General features: G+C 39.3%; 17 protein-coding genes. 3 read left to right on the forward strand and 14 right to left on the reverse strand.

The window, feature by feature from the left end:
- The first annotated feature begins 2 nt into the window (after positions 1–2).
- Positions 3–407 carry a Dabb family protein gene (locus CBM24_RS26480; RefSeq protein WP_198386003.1) on the forward strand — a complete coding sequence of 135 codons (405 nt, stop codon included), beginning with the start codon at positions 3–5 and terminating at the stop codon, positions 405–407.
- Here the strand turns inward: CBM24_RS26480 and CBM24_RS26485 are convergent.
- The 6 genes from CBM24_RS26485 to CBM24_RS26510 are packed head-to-tail and all read right to left on the reverse strand — an operon-like array spanning position 400 to position 6639.
- Entirely contained in the window at positions 400–1728 is a 1329-nt protein-coding gene (locus tag CBM24_RS26485) for a DUF58 domain-containing protein (RefSeq protein WP_088163323.1), read from the reverse strand. The two genes, CBM24_RS26480 and CBM24_RS26485, sit on opposite strands and share 8 nt — an antisense overlap.
- The gene (locus CBM24_RS26490) at positions 1728–2717 is read right to left on the reverse strand and encodes an AAA family ATPase (protein ID WP_088163324.1); all 990 of its coding nucleotides are present in this window, start codon (positions 2715–2717) and stop codon (positions 1728–1730) included. Before CBM24_RS26490 ends, CBM24_RS26485 begins: the two co-directional genes overlap by 1 nt.
- Positions 2714–3907, reverse strand: a complete 1194-nt coding sequence (locus tag CBM24_RS26495) for a DUF4350 domain-containing protein (RefSeq protein WP_088163325.1) — start codon at positions 3905–3907, stop codon at positions 2714–2716. Before CBM24_RS26495 ends, CBM24_RS26490 begins: the two co-directional genes overlap by 4 nt.
- A complete protein-coding gene (locus CBM24_RS26500; RefSeq protein ID WP_088163326.1) occupies positions 3904–4785 on the reverse strand; it encodes a DUF4129 domain-containing protein in 882 nt (293 codons plus the stop codon). Before CBM24_RS26500 ends, CBM24_RS26495 begins: the two co-directional genes overlap by 4 nt.
- Positions 4775–5686, reverse strand: a complete 912-nt coding sequence (locus CBM24_RS26505) for an ABC transporter permease (RefSeq protein ID WP_088163327.1) — start codon at positions 5684–5686, stop codon at positions 4775–4777. The genes CBM24_RS26500 and CBM24_RS26505 overlap by 11 nt, the downstream gene beginning before the upstream one ends.
- Positions 5677–6639: a stage II sporulation protein M gene (locus tag CBM24_RS26510; protein WP_088163829.1), complete on the reverse strand. Its 963-nt coding sequence runs from the start codon at positions 6637–6639 to the stop codon at positions 5677–5679. The genes CBM24_RS26505 and CBM24_RS26510 overlap by 10 nt, the downstream gene beginning before the upstream one ends.
- A 114-nt stretch (positions 6640–6753) precedes the next feature.
- On the opposite strand from CBM24_RS26510, the gene CBM24_RS26515 reads away from it, so the two are divergent.
- The gene (locus tag CBM24_RS26515; RefSeq protein ID WP_088163328.1) at positions 6754–7485 is read left to right on the forward strand and encodes an RDD family protein; all 732 of its coding nucleotides are present in this window, start codon (positions 6754–6756) and stop codon (positions 7483–7485) included.
- Between the two features lie 285 nt (positions 7486–7770).
- On the opposite strand, the gene fabD is transcribed toward CBM24_RS26515, so the two are convergent.
- The 3 genes from fabD to CBM24_RS26530 form a co-directional block, all read right to left on the reverse strand.
- The gene (gene fabD, locus CBM24_RS26520) at positions 7771–8661 is read right to left on the reverse strand and encodes an ACP S-malonyltransferase (RefSeq protein ID WP_088163329.1); all 891 of its coding nucleotides are present in this window, start codon (positions 8659–8661) and stop codon (positions 7771–7773) included.
- Between the two features lie 220 nt (positions 8662–8881).
- Entirely contained in the window at positions 8882–10111 is a 1230-nt protein-coding gene (locus tag CBM24_RS26525; RefSeq protein WP_198386004.1) for a M16 family metallopeptidase, read from the reverse strand.
- 227 nt (positions 10112–10338) lie between these two features.
- Positions 10339–13176 (reverse strand): outer membrane beta-barrel protein, encoded by a 2838-nt coding sequence (locus tag CBM24_RS26530; RefSeq protein WP_088163331.1) that lies wholly within the window; start codon positions 13174–13176, stop codon positions 10339–10341.
- Between the two features lie 269 nt (positions 13177–13445).
- Here CBM24_RS26530 and CBM24_RS26535 point away from each other — a divergent pair, with 269 nt between their 5' ends.
- Positions 13446–14042 carry a ribonuclease HII gene (locus tag CBM24_RS26535; RefSeq protein ID WP_088163332.1) on the forward strand — a complete coding sequence of 199 codons (597 nt, stop codon included), beginning with the start codon at positions 13446–13448 and terminating at the stop codon, positions 14040–14042.
- A gap of 28 nt (positions 14043–14070) precedes the next feature.
- Here CBM24_RS26535 and CBM24_RS26540 read toward each other — a convergent pair whose 3' ends face one another.
- The 5 genes from CBM24_RS26540 to CBM24_RS26560 form a co-directional block, all read right to left on the reverse strand.
- Positions 14071–16551, reverse strand: a complete 2481-nt coding sequence (locus CBM24_RS26540) for a YfhO family protein (RefSeq protein ID WP_088163333.1) — start codon at positions 16549–16551, stop codon at positions 14071–14073.
- Positions 16552–16874: 323 nt separating this feature from the next.
- Positions 16875–17195, reverse strand: coding sequence for a YbjQ family protein (locus CBM24_RS26545; protein WP_088163334.1), 321 nt, complete (start codon positions 17193–17195; stop codon positions 16875–16877).
- Between the two features lie 3 nt (positions 17196–17198).
- Entirely contained in the window at positions 17199–17885 is a 687-nt protein-coding gene (locus tag CBM24_RS26550) for a potassium channel family protein (RefSeq protein ID WP_075990332.1), read from the reverse strand.
- A 110-nt stretch (positions 17886–17995) separates the two neighbouring features.
- Positions 17996–19786 carry a TrkH family potassium uptake protein gene (locus CBM24_RS26555; protein WP_232475641.1) on the reverse strand — a complete coding sequence of 597 codons (1791 nt, stop codon included), beginning with the start codon at positions 19784–19786 and terminating at the stop codon, positions 17996–17998.
- A 178-nt stretch (positions 19787–19964) separates the two neighbouring features.
- Positions 19965–21860 (reverse strand): hypothetical protein, encoded by a 1896-nt coding sequence (locus CBM24_RS26560; protein ID WP_088163335.1) that lies wholly within the window; start codon positions 21858–21860, stop codon positions 19965–19967.
- Between the last annotated feature and the right edge of the window lie 90 nt (positions 21861–21950).

A 21950-nucleotide genomic window follows, 5' to 3' on the forward strand; every position in this document is an offset into this window, starting at 1 on the left:
TCATGAAAAGACGCAACTTTCTTCTAGCACCCATGGTGCTCGTAACTGCTCCCACATGGGCAAATACAGTTCAATCGGATGAGGCTATCGAGTCCAGCACCATTGTACACGTTGTCAATTTTTGGCTAAAAAAAGATCTCAGTGAAAAAGAAAAAAAGAATTTTGTTGGATTTTTTGAGGACCTTCGAAAAATCGACGTCATCAAAACGCTCAATTATGGAGTTCCGGCGCAGACAAACCCGAGACCTGTCGTAGACAACAGCTTTGACTATACGTTGATTGTCACTTTCAAAAACCTTAAAGATATTACAACGTACGAGACACATCCGATTCATTTAAAAGCGATCGAAAAATATCAGCATTTGTGGACAAAAGTAATGGTCAAAGATACCTCCATCATTAAATAAGGCCACGTGCCTTAATTTCCAAATATTTGTTGATGGAGTTAATGGTCAGGTTTTCCGGTGCTGTATAGATTGTCTGAAACCCATTGCGAATCAGTTCCTGTACGATAAGTTGTTTCTCATAGATAAACTTTTCAGCAATGACCTGGTTGTAAATGTCGATTGTCTTTTTCGGCGTACTCTTCGCTAAATCCTCTATTTCTACGTTTTTAAAAACAACAACGACTATAATGTGGCTTCTATTTAACATCGACAGGTAATTTAGCTGACGTCTTAAGGAATCTAAGGTCTCAAAATTTGTATAGACAAAAATCAGCGAACGTTTATTAATATGTGCATTGGCATAACTATATAATCTTCCAAATTCCGACTCCTCAAATTTGGTCGACACCTGGTATAGTGCCTCCGAAATCTTGTGCATTTGATTATTCCTCTTCTCAGCGGCTATAAATGCATTGATATCCTTTGAAAAGGTTAATAATCCGGCTCGGTCCTGCTTTAAGATGGTCGCATTGGAAAGGACCAGCGCAGCATTGATCGAGTAGTCCAATAAGGTAAGACCGTTGAATGGCATACGCATTGCCCGACCTAGATCAATAAAAGAATAAATTGGTTGAGACTTCTCCTCTTCGTACTGGTTGACCATCAGCTTCTTTACTTTTGCAGATGCCTTCCAGTTCATGTGTCTATAGTCATCCCCCTGCACATATTCTCTAACATGGTCAAATTCCATAGCCGAACCAATCCGTCGAATACGCTTGATCCCCAGTTCATTCAACCGATTACTTGTTGCCAAAAGCTGGTATTTTCGGAGTTGAATATAGGACGGATAACAGGGTATTTCCTGTTCTTGATTGGTAACAAACCTTCTTTTGAAAAATCCAAAACGCTGAACCAAAGCCATACAACGACCAAACTGATAAACACCCCTTTGTGTGGGTCGCAGGGAAAACGAAATTTCCGAGCGCTGAAAGGCCAGCAAACTTGTCGCAAAATCTTTATCCCGAATTTGAAGCTGTACCGGAAACTCCTCCAAAATATCAACTTTTGTCCCAAACGGGTAAAAAGAATTCACAATCAGACGCATCGGGTTTTCATCGCCATTGGATAATTTTTCAGGATATATCCTTGTGATCTCAATTCGCCCCTTTCCTGAAAATAAGACAATAAAATCAAAAGCCAAAACAGCCAACCATATCCAAAAAACAATCCAAGCCACAATCAACAATCCTTTAACGAAAAAAGAAAATGTAAAGAGTGTTGCTACACCTAATAGGGTGTAGAAGAATTGATTTGTTAGAAAAAGCTGCCTTAATTTCTTCATTATCTTGGAATTTCTACAGAATTAATGATTTGGTCGATGACATAAGCGGTGGTAAATCCTTCCATTTCCCTTTCTGGAGTCAACATAACACGGTGGCCCAGTACGACAGATGCCACCCTCCGAATATCCTCAGGAGTAACAAAGTCTCGGCCTGTCAAGGCAGCTGAAGCCTTTGCTGATTCCAACAAAGCAATAGAAGCCCGCGGTGATGCCCCAAGGGTCAAACTTGGATTCGTTCGTGTCTTTATAATAACTTGAGCAATGTAAGTTAACAACTCTTCGTGAACAAAGATAGATTTGATCAATTTCTGGAATTCTAAAATTTCTGCGGCCGAAACGACAGCCTGAACCTGATCCTCTTTATTCTCTGCTTTTTGGGCATGGTGCTCCTTTAATATTTCCAGTTCCTGTTCAAGTTCAGGATAATTCACATTGATCTTAAACAAGAAACGATCGAGCTGAGCTTCCGGCAATCGATAAGTACCTTCGTGTTCGATGGGGTTTTGTGTCGCAAAAACAATAAACGGTCCTGGCAATCGATAGGTCGTTCCATCGACCGACACTTGTTGCTCCGCCATACTTTCAAAAAGTGCGGCTTGTGTCTTTGCCGGAGCACGATTGATTTCATCGATTAAAACAATATTTGCAAAAATAGGTCCCCGACGAAATTCAAATTCATTACTTTTCAAATCGAGTATCGACGATCCTGTTACATCCGAAGGCATTAAATCCGGTGTAAATTGAATCCGCTTGAATTCACTGTGAATAGTTTTGGCAATCAATTTTGCGGATAATGTTTTTGCTACCCCAGGTAAGCCCTCGATCAAAGAATGCCCTGAAGCCAAGATCGAGATTAAGAGCATGTCAATCAATTGATCTTGCCCAACGATTACTTTTTTCACCTCCGACTTTACCTGCGCCATTTTATCGAATAAAACGGACACATCTATTCGGTTTTCAAAAGATATATATTTATCGAAGTCACTCATATCATTTTTGCTTTATGTTTAAACTCTTCTATTGTATCATTAATCAATTTGAGATCAGCCACTTCATGTTGTTTAGCATCTTGCATACGAACAATCAGCCTGATTAAAGACTGTGTCTCTGCGAGCGAAACCCCAGACCGCTCGGCCAGTTCCTCACTGAACTCTTCTTCCCGCAACATCAGCGTATCCAAATGAAAGCGCATCCGAAGATCGTGCAGGAAATAATCTATTTTTTTCGCGACCATATTACCTGGTGCACCATTTTCATAATATAAAGTAGCGATGGTTCCACAGAACTCCTTCGAGAGATTTGGTTCCGGACTCACTACCGCCACAGCCCGCTGCTCACGTCTACTTCTAAACACAAGCAAAAGAACTAGTCCTGCTAACAAAACATACCATGCTTGCCGAAGACCATCATTCATAAGCAATACACGCAAAGGTGTCCGATATTGCTCCATATTCGCTTTAAAATCATACCAAGCGATCGGCTTATCATTTAGATAAGATAACGACTTAGCAACATAGGCATATTGCGAGGCGGAATTCAGCAAGTAATAGTTCCCAAATAAATCAGGGGTCAGGTGAAGATAGAATGTTCCTTTACCAAATTGAACAGCAATGAAGTTCGGTAGCGCAAATTCCTTATAGGTGATCGAGCCTAAAATGGTCGCATTTTTAGGAAGTTTTTTGAAGACTTCGCCAAGATCTGATTTACTGTAATGAATTTTATTGTTATCGTTCATCAACCGCACGCGCAACTGACTTTTTATATCTACACCTTTTTTAAAACCATAGAAATTATCGGCTTTCAAACCCAGGGAATCCAATAGGTAATTATCAATATCCTCGGCTACAATCATTGCTTTCCCACCCCGGTTTACATAATCCAGTAACTTATCTTCCGCTGCTTCACCCATCGAAAAATAGGACGTATAAAAAAATAAGTTAGCGTCTGTTTTCTTTGTGCTATCCAGATACTCATACAATGGTCGCTCAATCGTTGTATTCTTTTGATCAATGATATGCTTCAGTTCTTGACGCAATACATAAGCTCCAAAGGGATTTTTATCCTTTGCATCAAAAGTCCGATCCCAGATAATAGGTTTCTTACTTGTTGCATCGATAAGAGCTATTAGCACTAACACAACAGTCAATAATATCAATCCAAATTTTACCGATCCCTTCATTTAATCTGTTTTTGATATTGGTGAAACAATTGCTGATATTGACTAAAATTGTCTTCTGTCAATTCAAATTGACCAAACCAGACATAATCAAATATTCTTGTACATTCGGCAAATCCACGACGGAGCTCTTCGTTTTGAATCTCTTCTGCAAATTCAGCATTTGTTTTGCTCAGCTTCCATTTTATATGATCTGATTGCGCTAGTTTCTGAATATTCAATAGCTGTAAGTATCGGATTCCCAACGCATAATTCCTTTGGGCAATAGCCTCCTGAATATAAGGTTCTAGGTTGCTATTCATCAGGTTTCGCTCCACATAGGCTAAAACGTCAAGTTCACTCTCCTCTTCACTATGTTTAATAAAATATTGTTTCCTGTTGTAGAGTACTTTATAGAGGATAAACGCTAATGCAATAACAGCTAAAAAGGCAAATACGTAGCCAAATTCTTCCCGAAATTTATAGGGATTATCTGGCATGATGCTTCCAATCCAATCCGCAAGTCGGGCAAGGATGCGCTGTAATGCTCCCACCCGATCTTTAATATTTTCAGAATAAACAAAATCATCGGTCTCGTATCTTTTGATGATATCCTGATAAGGATCCATTTTAAACGAACGTTCTTCGGTATATTTTGGGATTGAATCAAATAATGCTGGATCCCACAGGTCAATTTCATCTTTTTCCTGTTGGCCATTAGAAGCTTTTACGGCTATTGAGTCAATAGCGACAGAATCTGTTCCCACCAAGGTCGAATCTATTTGCACATTAAGTGAATCAATCCTATCGCTATTGGAATCCGTGTCCCTTGGTTTTGGATCACAAGCAAAAAAAACGGATAATAAGGCGATACCAAGAAAAACGAAGAGTCTATTCACCATTTCCTCCTATCTTTTCGATCATGCCATAAATACGTTCCCCAAATTTGAGATCCTTGGCCGTTTCATAAATAATACCGTTGGCCAAAACACCGGACATATACAGAAAGAGGGTAAATAGTGTGATAAATAAGCCCCCAAATGTCATCAGCAGTTTTCCCCAGGATGAGTCAAAGAAAGCGGCATCTATTCCAAGGAAGTTGAATGACAAAAGCCCCATGATAATCAATGGCACAATGGAAATCATCATGACAGCCATTTGGAAAATAAAATTCACGATATAGGTGGCAATGCCATACTGAATCAACTTTTTGCTCAGCATCACATAGGCATCCGTAAAACAACTGCCCAGATCCGAATAACCTTCCCGATAAAATAAAAATGAGCAAAATAACCAAATGCCAACCATAGACCCCAAAATACCGATCGCAAAACTTCCGACGAAAGGGATAAAAGCACAAATTGCAGCGACGATGGCCAGGGGAATAAAGACAACAATTAACGCCAATATCATGGCAATCAAAAACATAAAGTATTTCCCGAGGTTTGATCTGAAATTCTTCAGCACCTCCGCTCCCGAAAATGCCGTACTTTTGCGTTCTTTGAGCAGTACAAAATATTCGATAGAAATACCATAAACGTACAGCCCCAAAGCTATCAGCGCCAGAATGAGTAATCCAGCCCACGTAAAAGCATCGATATCCTCAAAAGAATCACTGTTGGCAGAGAATGTGATTTTTGTAGACAGAAAATAATAAACCAAGGCAATCCCCGCCAGTGGCAGAGCAGATAACCCAAAAATAGTAGAAACAAAGTGCCTATAGATCAATTTAAAAAGGTCTATAAAACTTTGGACAAAGTCCCCTATCTTCCGTTCTTTTTGAAATTCAAAATCTATTTCCATTGAAATCGTTTTGCTAGTCGATAAGGATTAATAACATAAAAATAAAGGATAGCCAGTAAGGATAAAACGATAATCAATAAGCATAACCAAATTGACACATTATAATACCGTGTTACAAAACCTTCCAATGTACCAGCGATAATAAAAAAAGGAATTGTGCTGACGAGAACTTTCATCGCAATCTTTGCTGTGCGGACAAAAGATGTCAAACGTGTAAACGATTTGGGAAATAGAATGCTATTACCGATAGCCAATCCGCATCCTCCAGCCACAATAATTACCGAAATCTCAATAGTGCCATGAATCCAAATCGCCGACATGGCTTTCCCCATAACGCCGTACTGGAAAAACATATGGTGAAATGCACCAAGCATAATACCATTACTAAACAAAACATAACCTGTGCCTACACTAAAAAATAGTCCAGCAGCAAAGGCCATAAAGGCAACCCGCACATTATTAATCGTAATCCAAATTGCTGACCCAAAGTTACTCCCCTTTCCATATACCGCAGCAGGATCTCCTGCTTTTATGCTTTCTATCGTCGAATCAACATAGTAGTCGCCTAAAATAAGCCGAATAAAATCCATATCGTATACAGACGATACAAAACCAATGACCGAAGCCAAAACAAAAATTAAGAATGAATACAGCAAAGGTCGGCGAATCGACCAAATCGCCTGCGGTATCTCTTCGGTGATAAAAGATTTAAATTTATTATTGGAAGCTTTCTGATCTTTATAGATTTTCTGATGGACGGTCACGGCCAGTTCATTCAGATAAGCCTTTACCTTACTTTCAGGATAAAAGGTTTGTGCATATGCCAGATCATTTGTGAGCTCAATGTAATTTGAGGCCAATTCATCTGGATCAACCTGCATATTAATTGATAAATTATTTTCAATTAACGTCCATTTTTCTTTATTTCGTTCTACAAAGGATGCTTCTCTCATTAATTTTTTTAACTGGCATAACCAAATATAGGAAATATCCATGATTGAAAAGCACAAATTAGAGCTAAAATGACCTAGATATGCTATATTACATTAAATTCAACTAATTTGCATATGAATAAGCTTGAGATAAATACGGCACAAAATGTAAAAATCGAATATAATCTTGCCAGTCTTGGCTCAAGAATGATCGCATTTGCAATAGATTATTTTATTATAGTCTGCTATTATTTCTTTTGCTTTTTTCTCTTGGACAGCATAAACATGAACACAGGAGATCCCTATCTCTTTTATGGGATTATGATGGCATTGACCTTACCTGCATTTTTTTATACTTTGATTACTGAAACAGCCTTCGGAGGCCAAACAGTCGGCAAGAAAATCATGAAAATAAAGGTCGTCAAACTTGACGGCTCACGTGCCAACTTCTATCAATACTTGTCCAGATGGAGCCTATCTATCGTAGATATCTGGATGACGATGGGTGGTGTCGCCATTACTTCGATCGTTTTATCCAAAAATGGACAACGCATTGGAGATATTGCTGGTGAAACTTCTGTTATCAGTCTCAAACCTACCTTAAAATTGAGCGACACAATTTACGAAGAGACATTCGACAATCACCCTATCCTATTTCCACAAGTGATTAAATTGAGTGATAAAGATGCTAATTCGGTCAAAGAGATCTATCAAACGGCTTTTGACAGAAGAGATGTAGGAATTTTAACTGCTTTAGTACAACGCCTGGAAACGGTGATGGAGGTAAAACATCCTGAAAAAATGACCCCCAATGATTTTGTCCTGCAAGTCATGAAAGATCACTACAGTATGTTTAAGGATAAATAGTTTTTAAGCCCATAGTTGATTCGGCATTTTCTCGGTCAAAAGACGGATATCGATCGGAGCTCGTTCGGTGTTTCTTCGCTTCCAACCGAAGAAGTACCGAACGAGCTCCGAACAAGCACCGAAGAAGCACCGAGTAATCTCCGAAAATGATCCCTAGGTCTTATCCATTTTTACAGGTAATCCTTGATGTGATTTCGATTTTTCGTTCATAAAAAATGCCCTCAAAAAGTTGGACACTTTTTGAGGGCACTGCAAAATAATTCCTTTTTTATACTGAATATTTTGTTACGCGGTCACTGATGCTGCGGAAGTCTGAACTTGACGGTCTACCTTCTTAACCAATCCCTGCAATACATTTCCTGGACCAACTTCTACAAAAGCTGTTGCACCATCGGCCAACATATTTTGTACTGTCTGCGTCCACCGTACAGCGCCAGTTAATTGCGCAATAAGATTTTGCTTGATAACCGCTGGGTCTGTCTGTGGTTTGGCATCGATATTTTGATAGATCGGACAGCTAGGCGATAAAATTTCTACAGCTTCTATAGCCGCTTGCAATTCCACTTTGGCAGATTCCATCAATGGTGAGTGAAATGCTCCACCCACGTTTAATTTTAATGCGCGCTTAGCACCAGCCTCAGTCAATAAAGCACAAGCTTTATCCACGCCTTCAATAGATCCCGAAATAACCAATTGTCCAGGACAGTTATAATTTGCAGCTACCACGACATCATCAACCTGAGCACAGATATCTTCCACTATAGCATCTTCCAGACCTAATATCGCAGCCATCGTTGAAGGTTGAAGCTCACATGCTTTTTGCATCGCATTAGCACGCTGTGCAACCAATTTCAAGCCATCTTCAAAGCTCAATGCACCGGCCGCTACCAAAGCCGAAAACTCACCTAATGAGTGACCTGCAACCATGTCCGGCTGAAAAGACTCTCCCAAGGCTTTCGCCAAAATAACCGAATGCAAGAAAATAGCGGGTTGGGTTACTTTCGTTTGTTTCAATTCCTCATCTGTACCGGAAAACATAATATCCGTAATGCGGAATCCTAAAATATCGTTAGCCTGTTCGAACAAAGCTTTCGTTTCATCATTTAAATTATACAGGTCCTGCCCCATTCCAACAAATTGGGCCCCTTGACCAGGAAATACATATGCTGTTTTCATCCCTTATATTTTTTATTCATTTATTTGTCTGCTACCATAGGTATTGAATCTGCCTTCGGCAGTCAATGGTTGAGAAGAACGAATTCCCGTAAGCGCAAACTTAGATAAATTGCTTTTTATATGCAATATAAATTCATGTCAGCCAGCTATTATTCCCATTGTCGGCCCATCGGTCTCATATTATTTATCTCCTCTGAAGGGTCTAAATCGGTCCTTAAATTCAGTCTTCGGGAACAAAACTTAGTGACAACATCTTCTTCGGATCAAATACATCTTGTGCTATTTCCAGCAGCCCTATATTCGTCAAATCCTGAATTTTTTCAATTACTTCGTCCAATAAGATGACACGATCATAGTCCATTACGTTTTTCGCGGCAGAGATAATCATACTCATACGGTTCTCTTCGGTCAAAGCAATCTGCCCAATAAATTTCTGCTTCGCCTTTTTCACTGCAGTTTCAGATAGCGGTTGCTCGCTCAGCTTCGCAAGTTCTTTAAAGACGAGTTTTTTAGCTTTTTCAACTTTTTCTTCATCGGTACCGAGGTAAATACTAAATAACCCTGTATCCGAAAAAATAGTATAATTAGATTCAATGGTATAGGCTATTCCGTATTTCTCCCGTATGGAGAGATTCAGGATAGACCCCATCCCCATTCCACCAAGCATATTATTCAAAAGCAGCAGCCCCGTCTTACGGTCATCTCGATAATTATAAGCTAAAGAACCGAGCATATAATGCACCTGATTGATCGGCTTGCCTACGGCAACATGCTGTTCAACAAGTGGTCTGACGTCATTGCGGAGACGTGCTATCGTATTTGAAGGCACGGTCCCAAACACTTTGTGCAACAATCGCTCAACTTCTTTTAGCGTATAATTGCCCGTGATACCAATGACCATTTCATTTGTATCGTAATTTGCCTGCATGAAATCGACAATATCACCCTTTTGCAGTGCAAGAAGCTGATCTTCCAGGCCCAAAATATTATGCCCTAAACCCGATCCCTGAAAAACCAAATCTTCAAAATCGTCCACAATAGACTCTTCCGGGCTATCCAGATAAGATGCCATTTCATCTACAATGACAGATTTTTCTTTATCCAATTCTATGTCGGGGAAAGTGGAATGAAAGAAGATATCTTCAAAAAGATCTAACGCACGATTTAAATAAGGCTGAAGAATAGAGGCATGTACACAGGTATACTCTTTCGTCGTATAGGCATTTAAATCTCCGCCAACGGATTCCAAATGATTTATAATCTGTTGTGTAGAGCGTCTTTCAGTACGCTTAAATAAAAGGTGCTCAATAAAATGGGCTACACCATACTTTCCAGCAGACTCGTCCCGAGACCCCGCGTTGATGACCATGCAGACATGTGTAACCGGTAAATTTTGATATTGAAATACTACGCGTATTCCGTTTGAAAGTCTAATAATTTCGTATTCCATGCAGTACAAACTTGCTGTAGCTTCTTTTAGTTTATCTATTTTTTGTGCCCACTAACCTTGACAGTCTTCCCTAAAACAAAAAATACAAAATCTTACATTTTTTGCTACGTTACTCAATCTTCAAAATCGTATGGGCATATGAAGTCTTCACAAAACTAGGCATTTTTAAATGCAAAACGGTCATAGCGAAATCACTATGACCGTTTTTATATCCTATAGGAATCAGATTACATACGCGGAGGTCTCATTCCGCCCGGAAATCTATTCTCTCCTTCTGGATTTCCCATCGCAAATTTTTGGAATTTATAGGTAAACAGAATCATAAAATATCGACCCAAACGGTTGGTACGGCTATCTGTAATCATAGACTCACTCACTGTTCTTGAAACATTCGTTTGCTGATTTAACAAATCAAATGCTTGTAGACGCACAGTACCACGTTGTTGACTCAAGAACTTCTGCTCCAAATAGGTATTTATGACGAAAGGATTTGCATTAATGCCGGCTCCATAACCACTGTTGAATTGCTTGGATAGATCCGCTCCGAAAATGGTTGTTTTTGTTATGTTAACAGAGCCAATCAATGTTGGTGTCCAGGATGAGACATTCGTCGTACGATTTGTCAATGAATTCTCTGTATGATTAAATTGGTAGCGTACCCCCGGATTGATTTCTAGGTTCTCGGAAGGATTATATCTAAACATTAAACCTTGATTTAATACAATATTCCGGGCGATGTTCTTTTGACCTACGTTATCATCTTTCTCTGTGGAAACATATCCAATATTTTTATTGTAAGACACACCCCCCATTAACATAATATTATATGTTTTTTCTTTCAGTGATTTACCATAATGATAGAAAGAACTCACATTAAATGGCTTATCGCTTGTTTCATTCAAATAGCGGGTTTCAGAAACTAACGTCGAATTTGTTTGGCCAGTTTGATAATCCATTAGATCATCAAAATAGCTTTTGCTCAAACTTACAATCTTGTTGTTAGTCAAACCGGCATTAACGAACGCAAAAAAGTTGTTTCCCTTTTGAAAATCATTCTTACGGAATCTTACATTCAATTGATGGCTAAACTCCGGATTCAGATTCGCATTACCAATTACGATACTGGTCCGGTTTGTACTCATATCAAATGGCAAGATCTGCGTTACTGAAGGCTCATTCGGTGTTCCCGAATAATTCACAGAGATATTGGACTGTCTCGAAAATTTATACTCAAAACGTGCAATAGGCATCCAGTTCATGTTGTTGCGATGAATTGGAACCACTAATCCTGAACTGATCGCATCACCTCTTAATTGAGAAGGCTGAGCCGCAGCTCCAATGGAATAGGTTATTTTATCACCACTATACAAATAGTTTGCCCCGATTTTATGTGTTGTGAAGGAATAATCATAATTATAATCAAAATTCAACTTGGGATCTTCTGCAATAAGGTTTCCATCGCGATCAAACCCTTGTTGTTTGTTCGAATTGTCATACTTATTTTTGTTGAAGTCATAGGTAAATTCCACTTTTCCCTTCTCAGAAACAGGTTCAGTATAATTCACTGAAGCGCCCCCATTCCAACTTTTATTATTTGCTTCTAGAATCGTTTTTTCATAGATCGAATCTAGTGGAGCGTTTGCATTGTTGGGATCAGCCAATAGCCTATCTAAAATTGCATTCTGATCCTTCGTTGTTTTTGCATTATTGAAGTTCATGTTTACAAAAACATTCCTTCCTTTATCATTAAATTTATGATTGTACAATCCGCTAATCCCAAATCTCGGTGCAGTAGAATTTGCAACAATATCTTGGGCCTGTGAATTATTAAATACACTACTACGGTAAGTTAGCGAATTAGTACCTGTCGTTACATCGCTATTGTCGTAACCAAACTGAGGAGAAATTTTGATATAGTCTTTCGTTGTAGGCTTCCATTCAACATTTGCTTCAAAACGGTGGCTTGCTCCTACCGTATTGGAATTAGATTGAACACTATCCGTTTGCATGATATTAGGCAATGTATTTTCCTGAAAGCGCTGCGAGATTGTTGTATTGTTGCTATGGCTATAACTGTAACTACCGTAAACCGTCAATTTATCATTAAAGTCTTTACGGTAATTTAGCCCAATAGAACCGATTTTAGTTAAACCGTCCGATCCGCCAAACATGCCGCCGCCGCGACGGCCGCCGCCACCTTGGCCACGACGCGCACCACCACCTACAGTACTAAAATCAAATAAGGGTGCATTGGTGTTGTTCAAATTTCCCAATACAGAAATTTGTTCACCTTCGCGCATCCCCATCCACATCCCTGTAGCCTGGTAACGATCTTCGGTTCCCACGCCTGCCCGTAGGGTAGTCATATGTCCTGTATTGTATTTTGGGTCAATCTGAATATTTAATACTTTTTCTGAATCACCCGTTTTATTACCGGTGACATTGGCCATATCACCGTAATCGTCGATGACCTGCATCTTTTGGATAATATTTGCCGGTAGATTCTGTGTTGCTGTCTTTACATCTCCACCAAAAAAGTCCTTACCATTTATACGAACCCGCTTAACAGACTCTCCTTGTGCCGTAACATTGCCGTCTTTATCGACTTCGACCCCTTGTAATTTTTTCAAAGCGTCCTCGGCAACCGCGCCATCGCGGAGTTTTAGATCTTTCATCGTATATTCGAGGGTATCACTTTTGACAACGACTGTAGGGACTCCATCAACAACAACTTCTTGTAGCATCTGTGAGTTCTGTTGTAAAGTCAAACTTGGAATAATATGCTTTGATTCGCCTTTAGGGATACTAAATTCCTGCTCAAAACGTTCGAACCCAAGGTTTGAAACCGTAATTTTAAAGGTATCCGCCTTGACTTTATCAAAGATAAAAATCCCGGCCATATTGGATCCTGTCGTCATGGAATCCAATTTTGACGTTAATTTCACTGTTGCACCGGCGACAATTCGATTCTTGTCGTCCTTCAACATTCCCTGTACGCTCTTCGTCTGGCCGTAAACGGTCCATCCCATCAGCATACTAAACAAAAAAAGCACAAAGCCTCTCATAATACGTATTTTTATATTTCTATAATTGATAAATCTTTGACTCTAAAACTATTGCTCAAGTTTAATTTGAAACAATATGGCCTAGACAAGAACAAACTTTTATTTTGTTAATGGAAATTATTCCAACGTTTTAATAGTCTAGCGCTCTAAATCTTTACAAAAGAAGACATTATTAGTGTTAATTAATGTAAACGGTCGATATTCACACAGAAGTTACAATAGATAACTCTAAATTTATTTGTATTTTCGGCTATTTTAAAGAACTGAACATGCTATTATCATATTATCAGGAGCAGTGGATAGAGGCCGGCTGTGACGAAGCGGGAAGAGGTTGTCTGGCAGGGCCAGTTTTCGCTGCAGCAGTGGTTTTCCCCACAGACTATCATCACGAACTTCTTAATGACTCCAAACAACTTAGTGAAAAAAAGAGGATGGCTTTACGCCCCATCATTGAGCGCGAAGCCCTTGCTTATGCCGTTGCGAGCGTCTCAGCAGAAGAAATAGATCGCATAAATATCCACAATGCGAGCTACCTGGCGATGCATAAGGCACTTGATCTCTTAAAGACCAAAGCCGAGTATATTATTGTTGACGGGAATAAGTTTATTCCTTACCAAGAGATACCTTATTCATGTATTGTGAAGGGGGATGGAAAATACCTATCCATTGCTGCGGCCTCTATTTTGGCTAAAACGTACCGGGATGAATACATGGACAACATCGCCTTGGATTATCCCGATTACGACTGGCTCAACAACAAAGGGTATCCGACAGTTAAGCACAGAACAGCTGTATTGGCACACGGCTCCACTCCACATCATAGAAAAAGCTTTAGAATAACCGATCCGCAGCTCAAATTATTCTAAAGCTCACACAATAAAAAAGAAACAGCAACTAAGCCGCTGTTTCTTTTTTATTCCCTCTAAAGGAGAAATATATCGCCGCTCCTATTCCCAATACAAGAACAATAGACGAGATTAATGTCAATAAATTACCAAATTTGTGTGACTCTGGATCAAAAACAAATTCTACCTTATGCGTTCCCGCAGGTAATTGCAGTGCTCTTAGGATATAATCCGCACGGATAATTGGCGTTTCCTTTCCATCCACATAGGCTTTCCATCCTTTATCATAAAATACTTCAGAAAATACCGCAAAGGCATCATTGGCAGCCGTATATTCATATTGCATTTTATCCGGATGGTATGATGTCAACTTAATCTCCCCTGTCGTTGAAGCATTCGAAGTTTTAGCCTTAATCTCATTTTGATATTGTTGATTCACAAACGCCTCCTTATGTGGATCAAAAGAACTGATTGCTTGCATCTCCTCGGCATTTCCTTTCACAAAACTTACCCGATCCACAAACCAAGCATTTCCTGCCGCGGTACTTCTCCGCACAATACGTTGTGATTGATTTTGAGGATCTGTTGTAATCAGATAACGCACATTAAACATATCCAACACATCTTCATTGAGCGCACCATTAAATTGATTTTCCAAAATTTCCTGGAAGCGCATTAATTTTGCAGCATGGTATCCACCTAGAGATTTATGGAAGTAGGATGGACGGGCATCCGAAAACGGATCCGAAGTCAAGTCTAGTACGCGGTAGCTTGGATCTTTATCCATTAAGATCAATTGATCCACTTCACGTTGTTGGAATACTTGCTGTGCTGTAGCCCCTTTCTCCATAAAAGATTTGTCATTCAAAAAGCGCTTATCTACACTCCATAAATCAAACAAGAATAAGACCAGCAATGTCCCCAGTAATACACCTTCGCTCAGTTTCTTCTTTAAAAAGACCCAAACGAATCCGAAAGTTAAGAGGACAATGAAAAAAGAGCGATAGGCATCTTTGCTTGCGATATCTTTGCGATCTAAGACCAATTGATTTGCTAATTCGGTCGCAAAAGTTTTATCGCCTATCTGGTGCTCAAAAGTTGCTACTAAATTGCTATGCTCAGCATTCCTAAAACTTAAAAAGAGATCGGGCATCACGCCAATAAGCAGACAGACGCCACCGACACCAATAAAAGTATACAGCACTTTTTTATCTAAGTTTGGAATCTCCTTCGCCCGTGTCAAAAGCTCGTTGACAGCCAGAATTGCCATCATAGGCACTGTAATGGAAACCAAAACAAGTATAGATTCAACAGCCCTAAACTTATTATACATCGGAAAATAGTCAAAGAACAGATCCGATACAAGTGTAAAGTTTTTTCCGAATGACAAAAGCAATGCTAAGATGGTGGTTGCCAAAATCCACCACTTGATCCGATCTTTGACAATAAAAAGGCCTAAAACAAATAGGAAAAAAACACCGGCACCAAAATACCATGGTCCCGAAGTGAAACGTTTGTCACCCCAATAGGTTGGCATGCTTTCTGCAAACTGCCCAGCTTGAACCTCGGAGATCCCTCCTTTTTCCATCAAAAACTTAGCGACATGTGATTTTTCGTCCAATTGTCCGCCAGTTGAACCACCATAGGCATTTGGAATCAAAAAGGTAATGGTTTCACCAATCCCTTGGCTCCACTCATAGGCATATTCTTTATCAAGCCCTTTCTCTTTGGTGGTGTTGTTATCAACCTTCGTGATATTGGCATGTCCACGCGTACTTAATTTACTATATTCCCAAGTTGGTAATAAAATAGATGCATTTACCATCAAAGCGATGACTACTGCGATAATCTGCCTACCCGAAGCAATAAAAAAACCTTTTAATTGTTTTTGTTTAATTGCATCTACGAAAGTGAAAATCACGTATACCATCAGAACTATCAACAAGTAATAGGTTGTCTGCAAGTGATTTACACGGATCTCCAGCGAAAGAAACAGCGCCAATAATACAGGGCCCCACAATTTACTTCCCCGATAACACATAATAACCGCAGCAATAACGGGTGGAATAAATGCAATTGCATTAGCCCTTGTTATGTGCCCAGCTTCAATATAAATAAAATTATAGGATGTAAACGCAATGGCTATTGCGCCTACCGCAGCAAGCCAGGGTTTGATCCGTAAGACACTGAAAAGAAAATAAGCCCCCAGCAAATAAAACAACACCGTATCCATTGGGCTCGGAAAGGCGAACTTAACCGCTTTTAAGAAATAAGTACCAATGTTATTCTCATTTTCTTGCCAAATTTGATAAGTCGGCATCCCGCCAAACATAGAGTTAGTCCATAAGGGCGCTTTACCATCCTTTGCCTTAAAATCAAATAATTCCTTCTGTGCCGCCTGCGCTTGTACCACATCCGACTGCGCCAGCGTTTTTCCTTGCCAAACAGGGGTAAAATAAAAAAATACGAGCGCAATGAATATCGCAATAACGATCAAATGTGCCGAATTCGCCTTAAACCAATTTTTCATCCGTATAAATTTGTCATTTAAAGGTGATGAATATATCTATTTTATTCAACTTACCAAATAATCGTTCATTCATAACTTGCCTTTCGTTGTATTTATGAACACATTACACGCGGTTTGATAAAACTCGATGATTTCATTTACCTTCTTAGGTTGTTTAAAAGTCTTAAAAGCCAAACTTAGATAAATTTGTTTTTATATACAATTATAATTATCGCTCAGTGTCCTGTTAACAGAAAGTTTATAATAGGTATTAAATACGATCGATCAATGTCATGTCTTTTAAGCACTAAAAAAGCCCTAATGTTATTTAGGGCTTTAGGTAATTAAGATTTCATTTTTACGGCCGTTCCCGTTGCGCCTACCATCATCATTCCGCCCGTTCCTACCGTTTGAAAGTCTAGTCGAACCCCAACGACCGCATCAGCACCCAATGCGCGTGCACGGTCTTCAAGTTCGCGCAACGCCGCTTCACGAGTTTCCTGGAATGCGCGTTCATAAGAATTGGATCTTCCACCAAAAAAATCACGAAAGCCCGCCATCATATCCTTGATTGCGTTTGCTCCCAGAACCACTTCGGAAGAGACTATCCCCAAATAACGTTCAATTTGGTGCCCCTCAATAGTACCAGTTGTTGTCAATAACATATTTTATTCTCCTTTTTGAATTAACTTATTAATATTGGATAACTCCCCAAAAACAACCAAAATATCGCCTTCTTCCATGATGGTTTCCGAGGCAGCGATTCCAGAAGCTTCCTTTTGTTCTTTGGTCACACCGTCCTTCTTCGTTTCTGTGATCTTCACAGTGGTCAACACGATAACCTTGTATAAATTGGTCAGGTTCGCTTCACGTAATGTCATGCCCACATAACGAGCAGGCACTTTAGTCTCCACAATGGAATATTTATCCGAAACCTTAAACGAATCGACAATATCAATATTGTCCAAGCGCATCGCCAATCGTTCAGCAGCTTCTTCTTCGGGCATAATATATTCATTGATTTCCATTGCCTCCAAAACAGTCTTTTGTAAATCTGAAACGATACGCCCAATGATACGTTTAACCTTCAACTGTTTTAAGAGGGCTACGGTCATGAGTGAAGCTCCCTCATCCTCTCCAATTGCAACAATGACAGCATGGGCATCTTTAAGAGGTAATGACGACACCGCTTCTCGGTCGGTTGTATCTAGGCATACCGTGTGCGTTATCTTGTCCTTGAGTTGTTCAACGATACTGAGATTTCGGTCTGCCCCAATCACCTCATGTCCGAGCTCAGTAAGATGTACTCCTAAAGAACGTCCAAAATGCCCCAATCCTAAAACAATATACTTCATATATCAAACTAAAATAAATTTACTGTTATTTCCAAGCTCTCTTTCTATCTACCTGCTCATATTACTCCGATAAGTTCATCAAAAGTTAGTCAATACGCTTGTCGATCTACCTAAAACAAGATCTTTTCTTCCGGAAATACAATATTTCTCCGTGTTGTATTTTTAATAAAAGCGACCAGCAGAGTCAGCATACCCACACGTCCGACGAGCATTGTTAGGGCAATAATCAATTTTCCGCCCATACTGAGTGATGGTGTAATCCCCAAACTTAATCCACATGTTGTATAGGCTGATAGTGATTCAAAGAGGAGTGCTTTCATACTCTTATCGGGATCTGTAAAAATGAGCATAAAAAAACTGAACCCTACGACGAATAGCGACAACAGAATAATCGCAAAAGCCTTGTTAACAGATTCGCCGGCTATCCTCCTTTTAAAAATCTCAATATATTCTTTTCCTTTAGCCAGAGAAACAATATTCAACAGCGAAACAGCAACGGTAGTTACCTTTACTCCCCCACCAGTAGATCCGGGAGAAGCCCCGACCCACATCAGAATCATAATCAAAAAAACAGTCGGTGGCCCGACAAAACTCAAATCAACACTATTGTAACCTGCTGAACGCGCTGCATTGGCCATAAAGAAGGAAGTTGCCCATTCACCATCGATTCCCCTTTCAAGAGAAAGGGTGTTCCCTCGCTCCAAAAAGTAGAAAAACAAAGTTGCACTTACAATAATAATCGCATTACAGACCAGCACCAATTTAGAATTAAAGCTAAAGCTCCATGCTTTATGCTTATAGTTTTTCTTTGTGATCCATCGGTGATAATAAAGCAATATAGATTCTTTAATATAGGTGTAGAAATTCAATACAATTCCAAAACCCAAACCACCAAGAATGAAAAGCGAAGATAACGCCAACTGGAATGGGTAATTGAATTTATAGGCTTCATTGGTAATGCCCCCTGATAAGATCGAAAATCCAGCATTACAGAATGAAGAAATAGAATGAAAGATCGAAAAGAAAACCATGCTCCCTAAATTTGGAAAATTAGCACTTTCTAAGGTACTAAAGATCAGTATAGCGCCAAGAAATTCAAACAGCAGCGTAATAAATATCATGGTCAATAGGGTTTTAATGACAGAGGCCACTTTATTTTCACCTAGAATTTCACCAAACATCAATTGATTCTTAAAAGAAAATCCGCCAGAGAAAAAATAGCCAAAAAAACCTGTAAATGTCATAATACCCAACCCGCCAACCTGTATCAAAACAATGACTACAGTTTGTCCGAACATGCTAAAATTGGTTGAAATATCGGCAACTGACAAGCCTGTGATACAAACAGCACTCGTTGCCATAAATAAGGCGTCCACAAAACTTAACGGAGCTTCTACCGTGGTACGGGGCAGCATCAAGAGTACGGTCCCGAGCAAGATAAGAACCAGGAAACTGATGACAAACAATATTGTCGGATTAAAATAAAAATTGTCAAAGAAAAGTGTGCTCTTCGATAACTCCGCGATAAAAATAAGATAGATTCCTAGATAAACCCACTGTTCTCTTGAAAAAACAGAAAGCGCTCCAAATCCTGCAAAACGGGCAATAAGAATAAATACAAAGTAAATGAGGATAACTAAGCCCGCGTAATGCTCAACAGCAATTTTTTTGAGTGCGTAAATGGAAGATGACTCGCGGAGAGCAATCATGAAAAATAGGACAAAGAAAAGATAATGAATTGTTTTACCAAGCAATTTCCCCAATGTAGGATCAGTAACATAGCCCACATTAAAAATAACGATTGCGGCGCAAATCATGCTCACATAGAACATGATTTTGTCTACAAGTCCATTTTTATATTTGAAAACAAATCGGATAAAACTTAAAATCGAATCTATCATAATGTCTCAAACTAAGATAAATCTGTCAATAAATGCAAATCTATCTCCGTTGTATTTTTTGGTGCGCTAACGAAGTCGACAATGAGGATTTATAAATACAGTATATCGCTTCCTCAACCATTTCTAAAAAATAAGGGCAACGGCACCAAACGGGAACCTTTCCACGTGAAACGGCCCCTCAATTTCCCGTTCCTTCTTTCTCGAGTTCCTTTTCGGCTTTTTCACGGTCACGCTTCCTCTTCTCTTCAATCTTTGCCGCCTCTTTGGCCTCATCTTCTTTTTCTTCCTTCAGCAACTCCTCCGGAGTTTTGTGTTTCTTAAATATACTTGAAATCATTTTCTTGGCCTTGCTGATTCCCCCAACGACTTTTTCAACTTTTCCAGCCGTATTCATCAGTTTAGCCTCCCGTTCTGGACCAAGGCCGACACATTGTTTAATTCCAACCAACAAAGTCTGCCACATCGCTTTAAAAAACGGATGATTGGGATCCCGACGCTTGTTAATATGCCCCACCGTATATTTACCGTATAAATCCGGATTGCCCGGATTAAATAAAACCTGATTAATCATAAAAGACAGCAGCCCCTTCTTTTCTCGACGACCATCATCACCTGCCTCTGACAGGATATTAACTTTGAGGTCGTCATAATCCATTTTAAAGGTTCCTTTACTACGGTAATCGTTAGCCCAAATGTCAAATGTAATCTGACTGAGATTGCCCGATTTAACTTCAACATTTAACAATGGACGAATCATTTTATTAACGACTGTTAGATCCATTTTCCCAAGTGTACCCTTATAGGTGTAGGCTCCAACTTTAGAGGTCATATCAAAAACAAAGTTGGTAGAAAGCTTACCAGCATTCATAAAATTGCTACTCAAATTTGCACGCATTAGCTTCTGTTTAAGCAATTTTGTCGAATCATTTGTCACATTCAATAGTGTTCCATAAGTGTGATCAAAAGTAATGGTTCCGATTTGACTATACTCATCACTCATTTCAGAATACGAAATTCCTATATTATCCAAAATCAATGAATCAATTCCCAGGCGTGTCGACATTTGCATTAACTTCATATGCGGAGCATTTCCAATCTGACTGGTTGGAGGGCTTTTATAATGCTTATCACTGTAAATCGAAAGTGAACCATTTTTTAAGCGTGCATTTTGTGCATATATTTTCTTATCCCGGGAAAGCTCGGCAAAATTGAATCCCGTCAAAAGAAGTGTGTCCATTTTCAGCACCATATAGCTTCCACCCTCTCCTTTCTTCCGGTAATAAGCCGCCTTATTCAGGGTCGGCTGATAAGCAACTTTAGTCAGCAGGACATTGCGGTTTTTACTATTGATTTTCAACTGATCAAAGTTTACTTTATAAAACCCATCCGGAGTTTTATAGGTAAAACCAGGCACCTCAATATCAATCATTTTCGTATGATAAAAGCGCTGCCTGTCGTGCTCAGAAGTTGAATCGATCAAAACATCATCTATCCGGACCTTGACCTTTTTGACCTCGAAATCTTGATAAACCCCTTTTTGGACTTGCGTATATCTAAAATCGATGTCATTCAAATTGACAGCCCGCACCTGAATTTTTTTCAGATTGTCCTTTATTTTCTCATACAGTGGTTTTTTAGGTCCCCTACTTACCGTATCATTATAACGATGTACCTCATTAATGACATGAATCGTTGGTCTTTCGACAGTGATATCATTCAGAAAAAGTTCCTTATCCATCAACACCCTCCGAATTCCAAAGCTTTTTATTTTCAGCCTATTGATGGAAATTTCGAAACGGTTATCTGGTGCTTTTTTGACCAGCTCCAACTTTTTATAGATGGAACTATCTGACACGAGATGCAGATTGTCTATTGTTATGTTACCTAATAATAGGTTGACGTGGATATCGTCGTATTTAATAGTATACAAATTGTCCGTTGCTTGAGACACCAGCTGTTTGATTTTAGTATCTAAAAGAGGCTTCCACTTATTGCTAAAATACCAAATACCTCCAGCCAATACCAATAGGATAAACGCTACAATACCAAGGATCCATTTGAAAATAGGCTTCATAAAGTCACAATCTCTTTGTAATTTCGTCTTTATTTTATTGAATAACAAACAAAATTAAGCCCATTTTGTTTGAATAACGACTAAATAAAG

The sequence above is a fragment of the Sphingobacterium sp. G1-14 genome, assembly GCF_002196555.1.
Taxonomy (GTDB): domain Bacteria; phylum Bacteroidota; class Bacteroidia; order Sphingobacteriales; family Sphingobacteriaceae; genus Sphingobacterium; species Sphingobacterium siyangense.

Coding starts and splice junctions, on each gene's coding strand:
- CBM24_RS26490 (WP_088163324.1), bottom strand. CDS start 2,717: ATGAGTGACTTCGATAAATATATATCTTTTGAAAACCGAATAGATGTG.
- CBM24_RS26525 (WP_198386004.1), bottom strand. CDS start 10,111: ATGGAATACGAAATTATTAGACTTTCAAACGGAATACGCGTAGTATTT.
- CBM24_RS26500 (WP_088163326.1), bottom strand. CDS start 4,785: ATGGTGAATAGACTCTTCGTTTTTCTTGGTATCGCCTTATTATCCGTT.
- CBM24_RS26510 (WP_088163829.1), bottom strand. CDS start 6,639: ATGAGAGAAGCATCCTTTGTAGAACGAAATAAAGAAAAATGGACGTTA.
- CBM24_RS26530 (WP_088163331.1), bottom strand. CDS start 13,176: ATGAGAGGCTTTGTGCTTTTTTTGTTTAGTATGCTGATGGGATGGACC.
- CBM24_RS26545 (WP_088163334.1), bottom strand. CDS start 17,195: ATGTTATTGACAACAACTGGTACTATTGAGGGGCACCAAATTGAACGT.
- CBM24_RS26480 (WP_198386003.1), top strand. CDS start 3: ATGAAAAGACGCAACTTTCTTCTAGCACCCATGGTGCTCGTAACTGCT.
- CBM24_RS26495 (WP_088163325.1), bottom strand. CDS start 3,907: ATGAAGGGATCGGTAAAATTTGGATTGATATTATTGACTGTTGTGTTA.
- CBM24_RS26560 (WP_088163335.1), bottom strand. CDS start 21,860: ATGAAGCCTATTTTCAAATGGATCCTTGGTATTGTAGCGTTTATCCTA.
- CBM24_RS26535 (WP_088163332.1), top strand. CDS start 13,446: ATGCTATTATCATATTATCAGGAGCAGTGGATAGAGGCCGGCTGTGAC.
- CBM24_RS26540 (WP_088163333.1), bottom strand. CDS start 16,551: ATGAAAAATTGGTTTAAGGCGAATTCGGCACATTTGATCGTTATTGCG.
- CBM24_RS26485 (WP_088163323.1), bottom strand. CDS start 1,728: ATGAAGAAATTAAGGCAGCTTTTTCTAACAAATCAATTCTTCTACACC.
- CBM24_RS26550 (WP_075990332.1), bottom strand. CDS start 17,885: ATGAAGTATATTGTTTTAGGATTGGGGCATTTTGGACGTTCTTTAGGA.
- CBM24_RS26505 (WP_088163327.1), bottom strand. CDS start 5,686: ATGGAAATAGATTTTGAATTTCAAAAAGAACGGAAGATAGGGGACTTT.
- CBM24_RS26515 (WP_088163328.1), top strand. CDS start 6,754: ATGAATAAGCTTGAGATAAATACGGCACAAAATGTAAAAATCGAATAT.
- fabD (WP_088163329.1), bottom strand. CDS start 8,661: ATGAAAACAGCATATGTATTTCCTGGTCAAGGGGCCCAATTTGTTGGA.
- CBM24_RS26555 (WP_232475641.1), bottom strand. CDS start 19,786: ATGATAGATTCGATTTTAAGTTTTATCCGATTTGTTTTCAAATATAAA.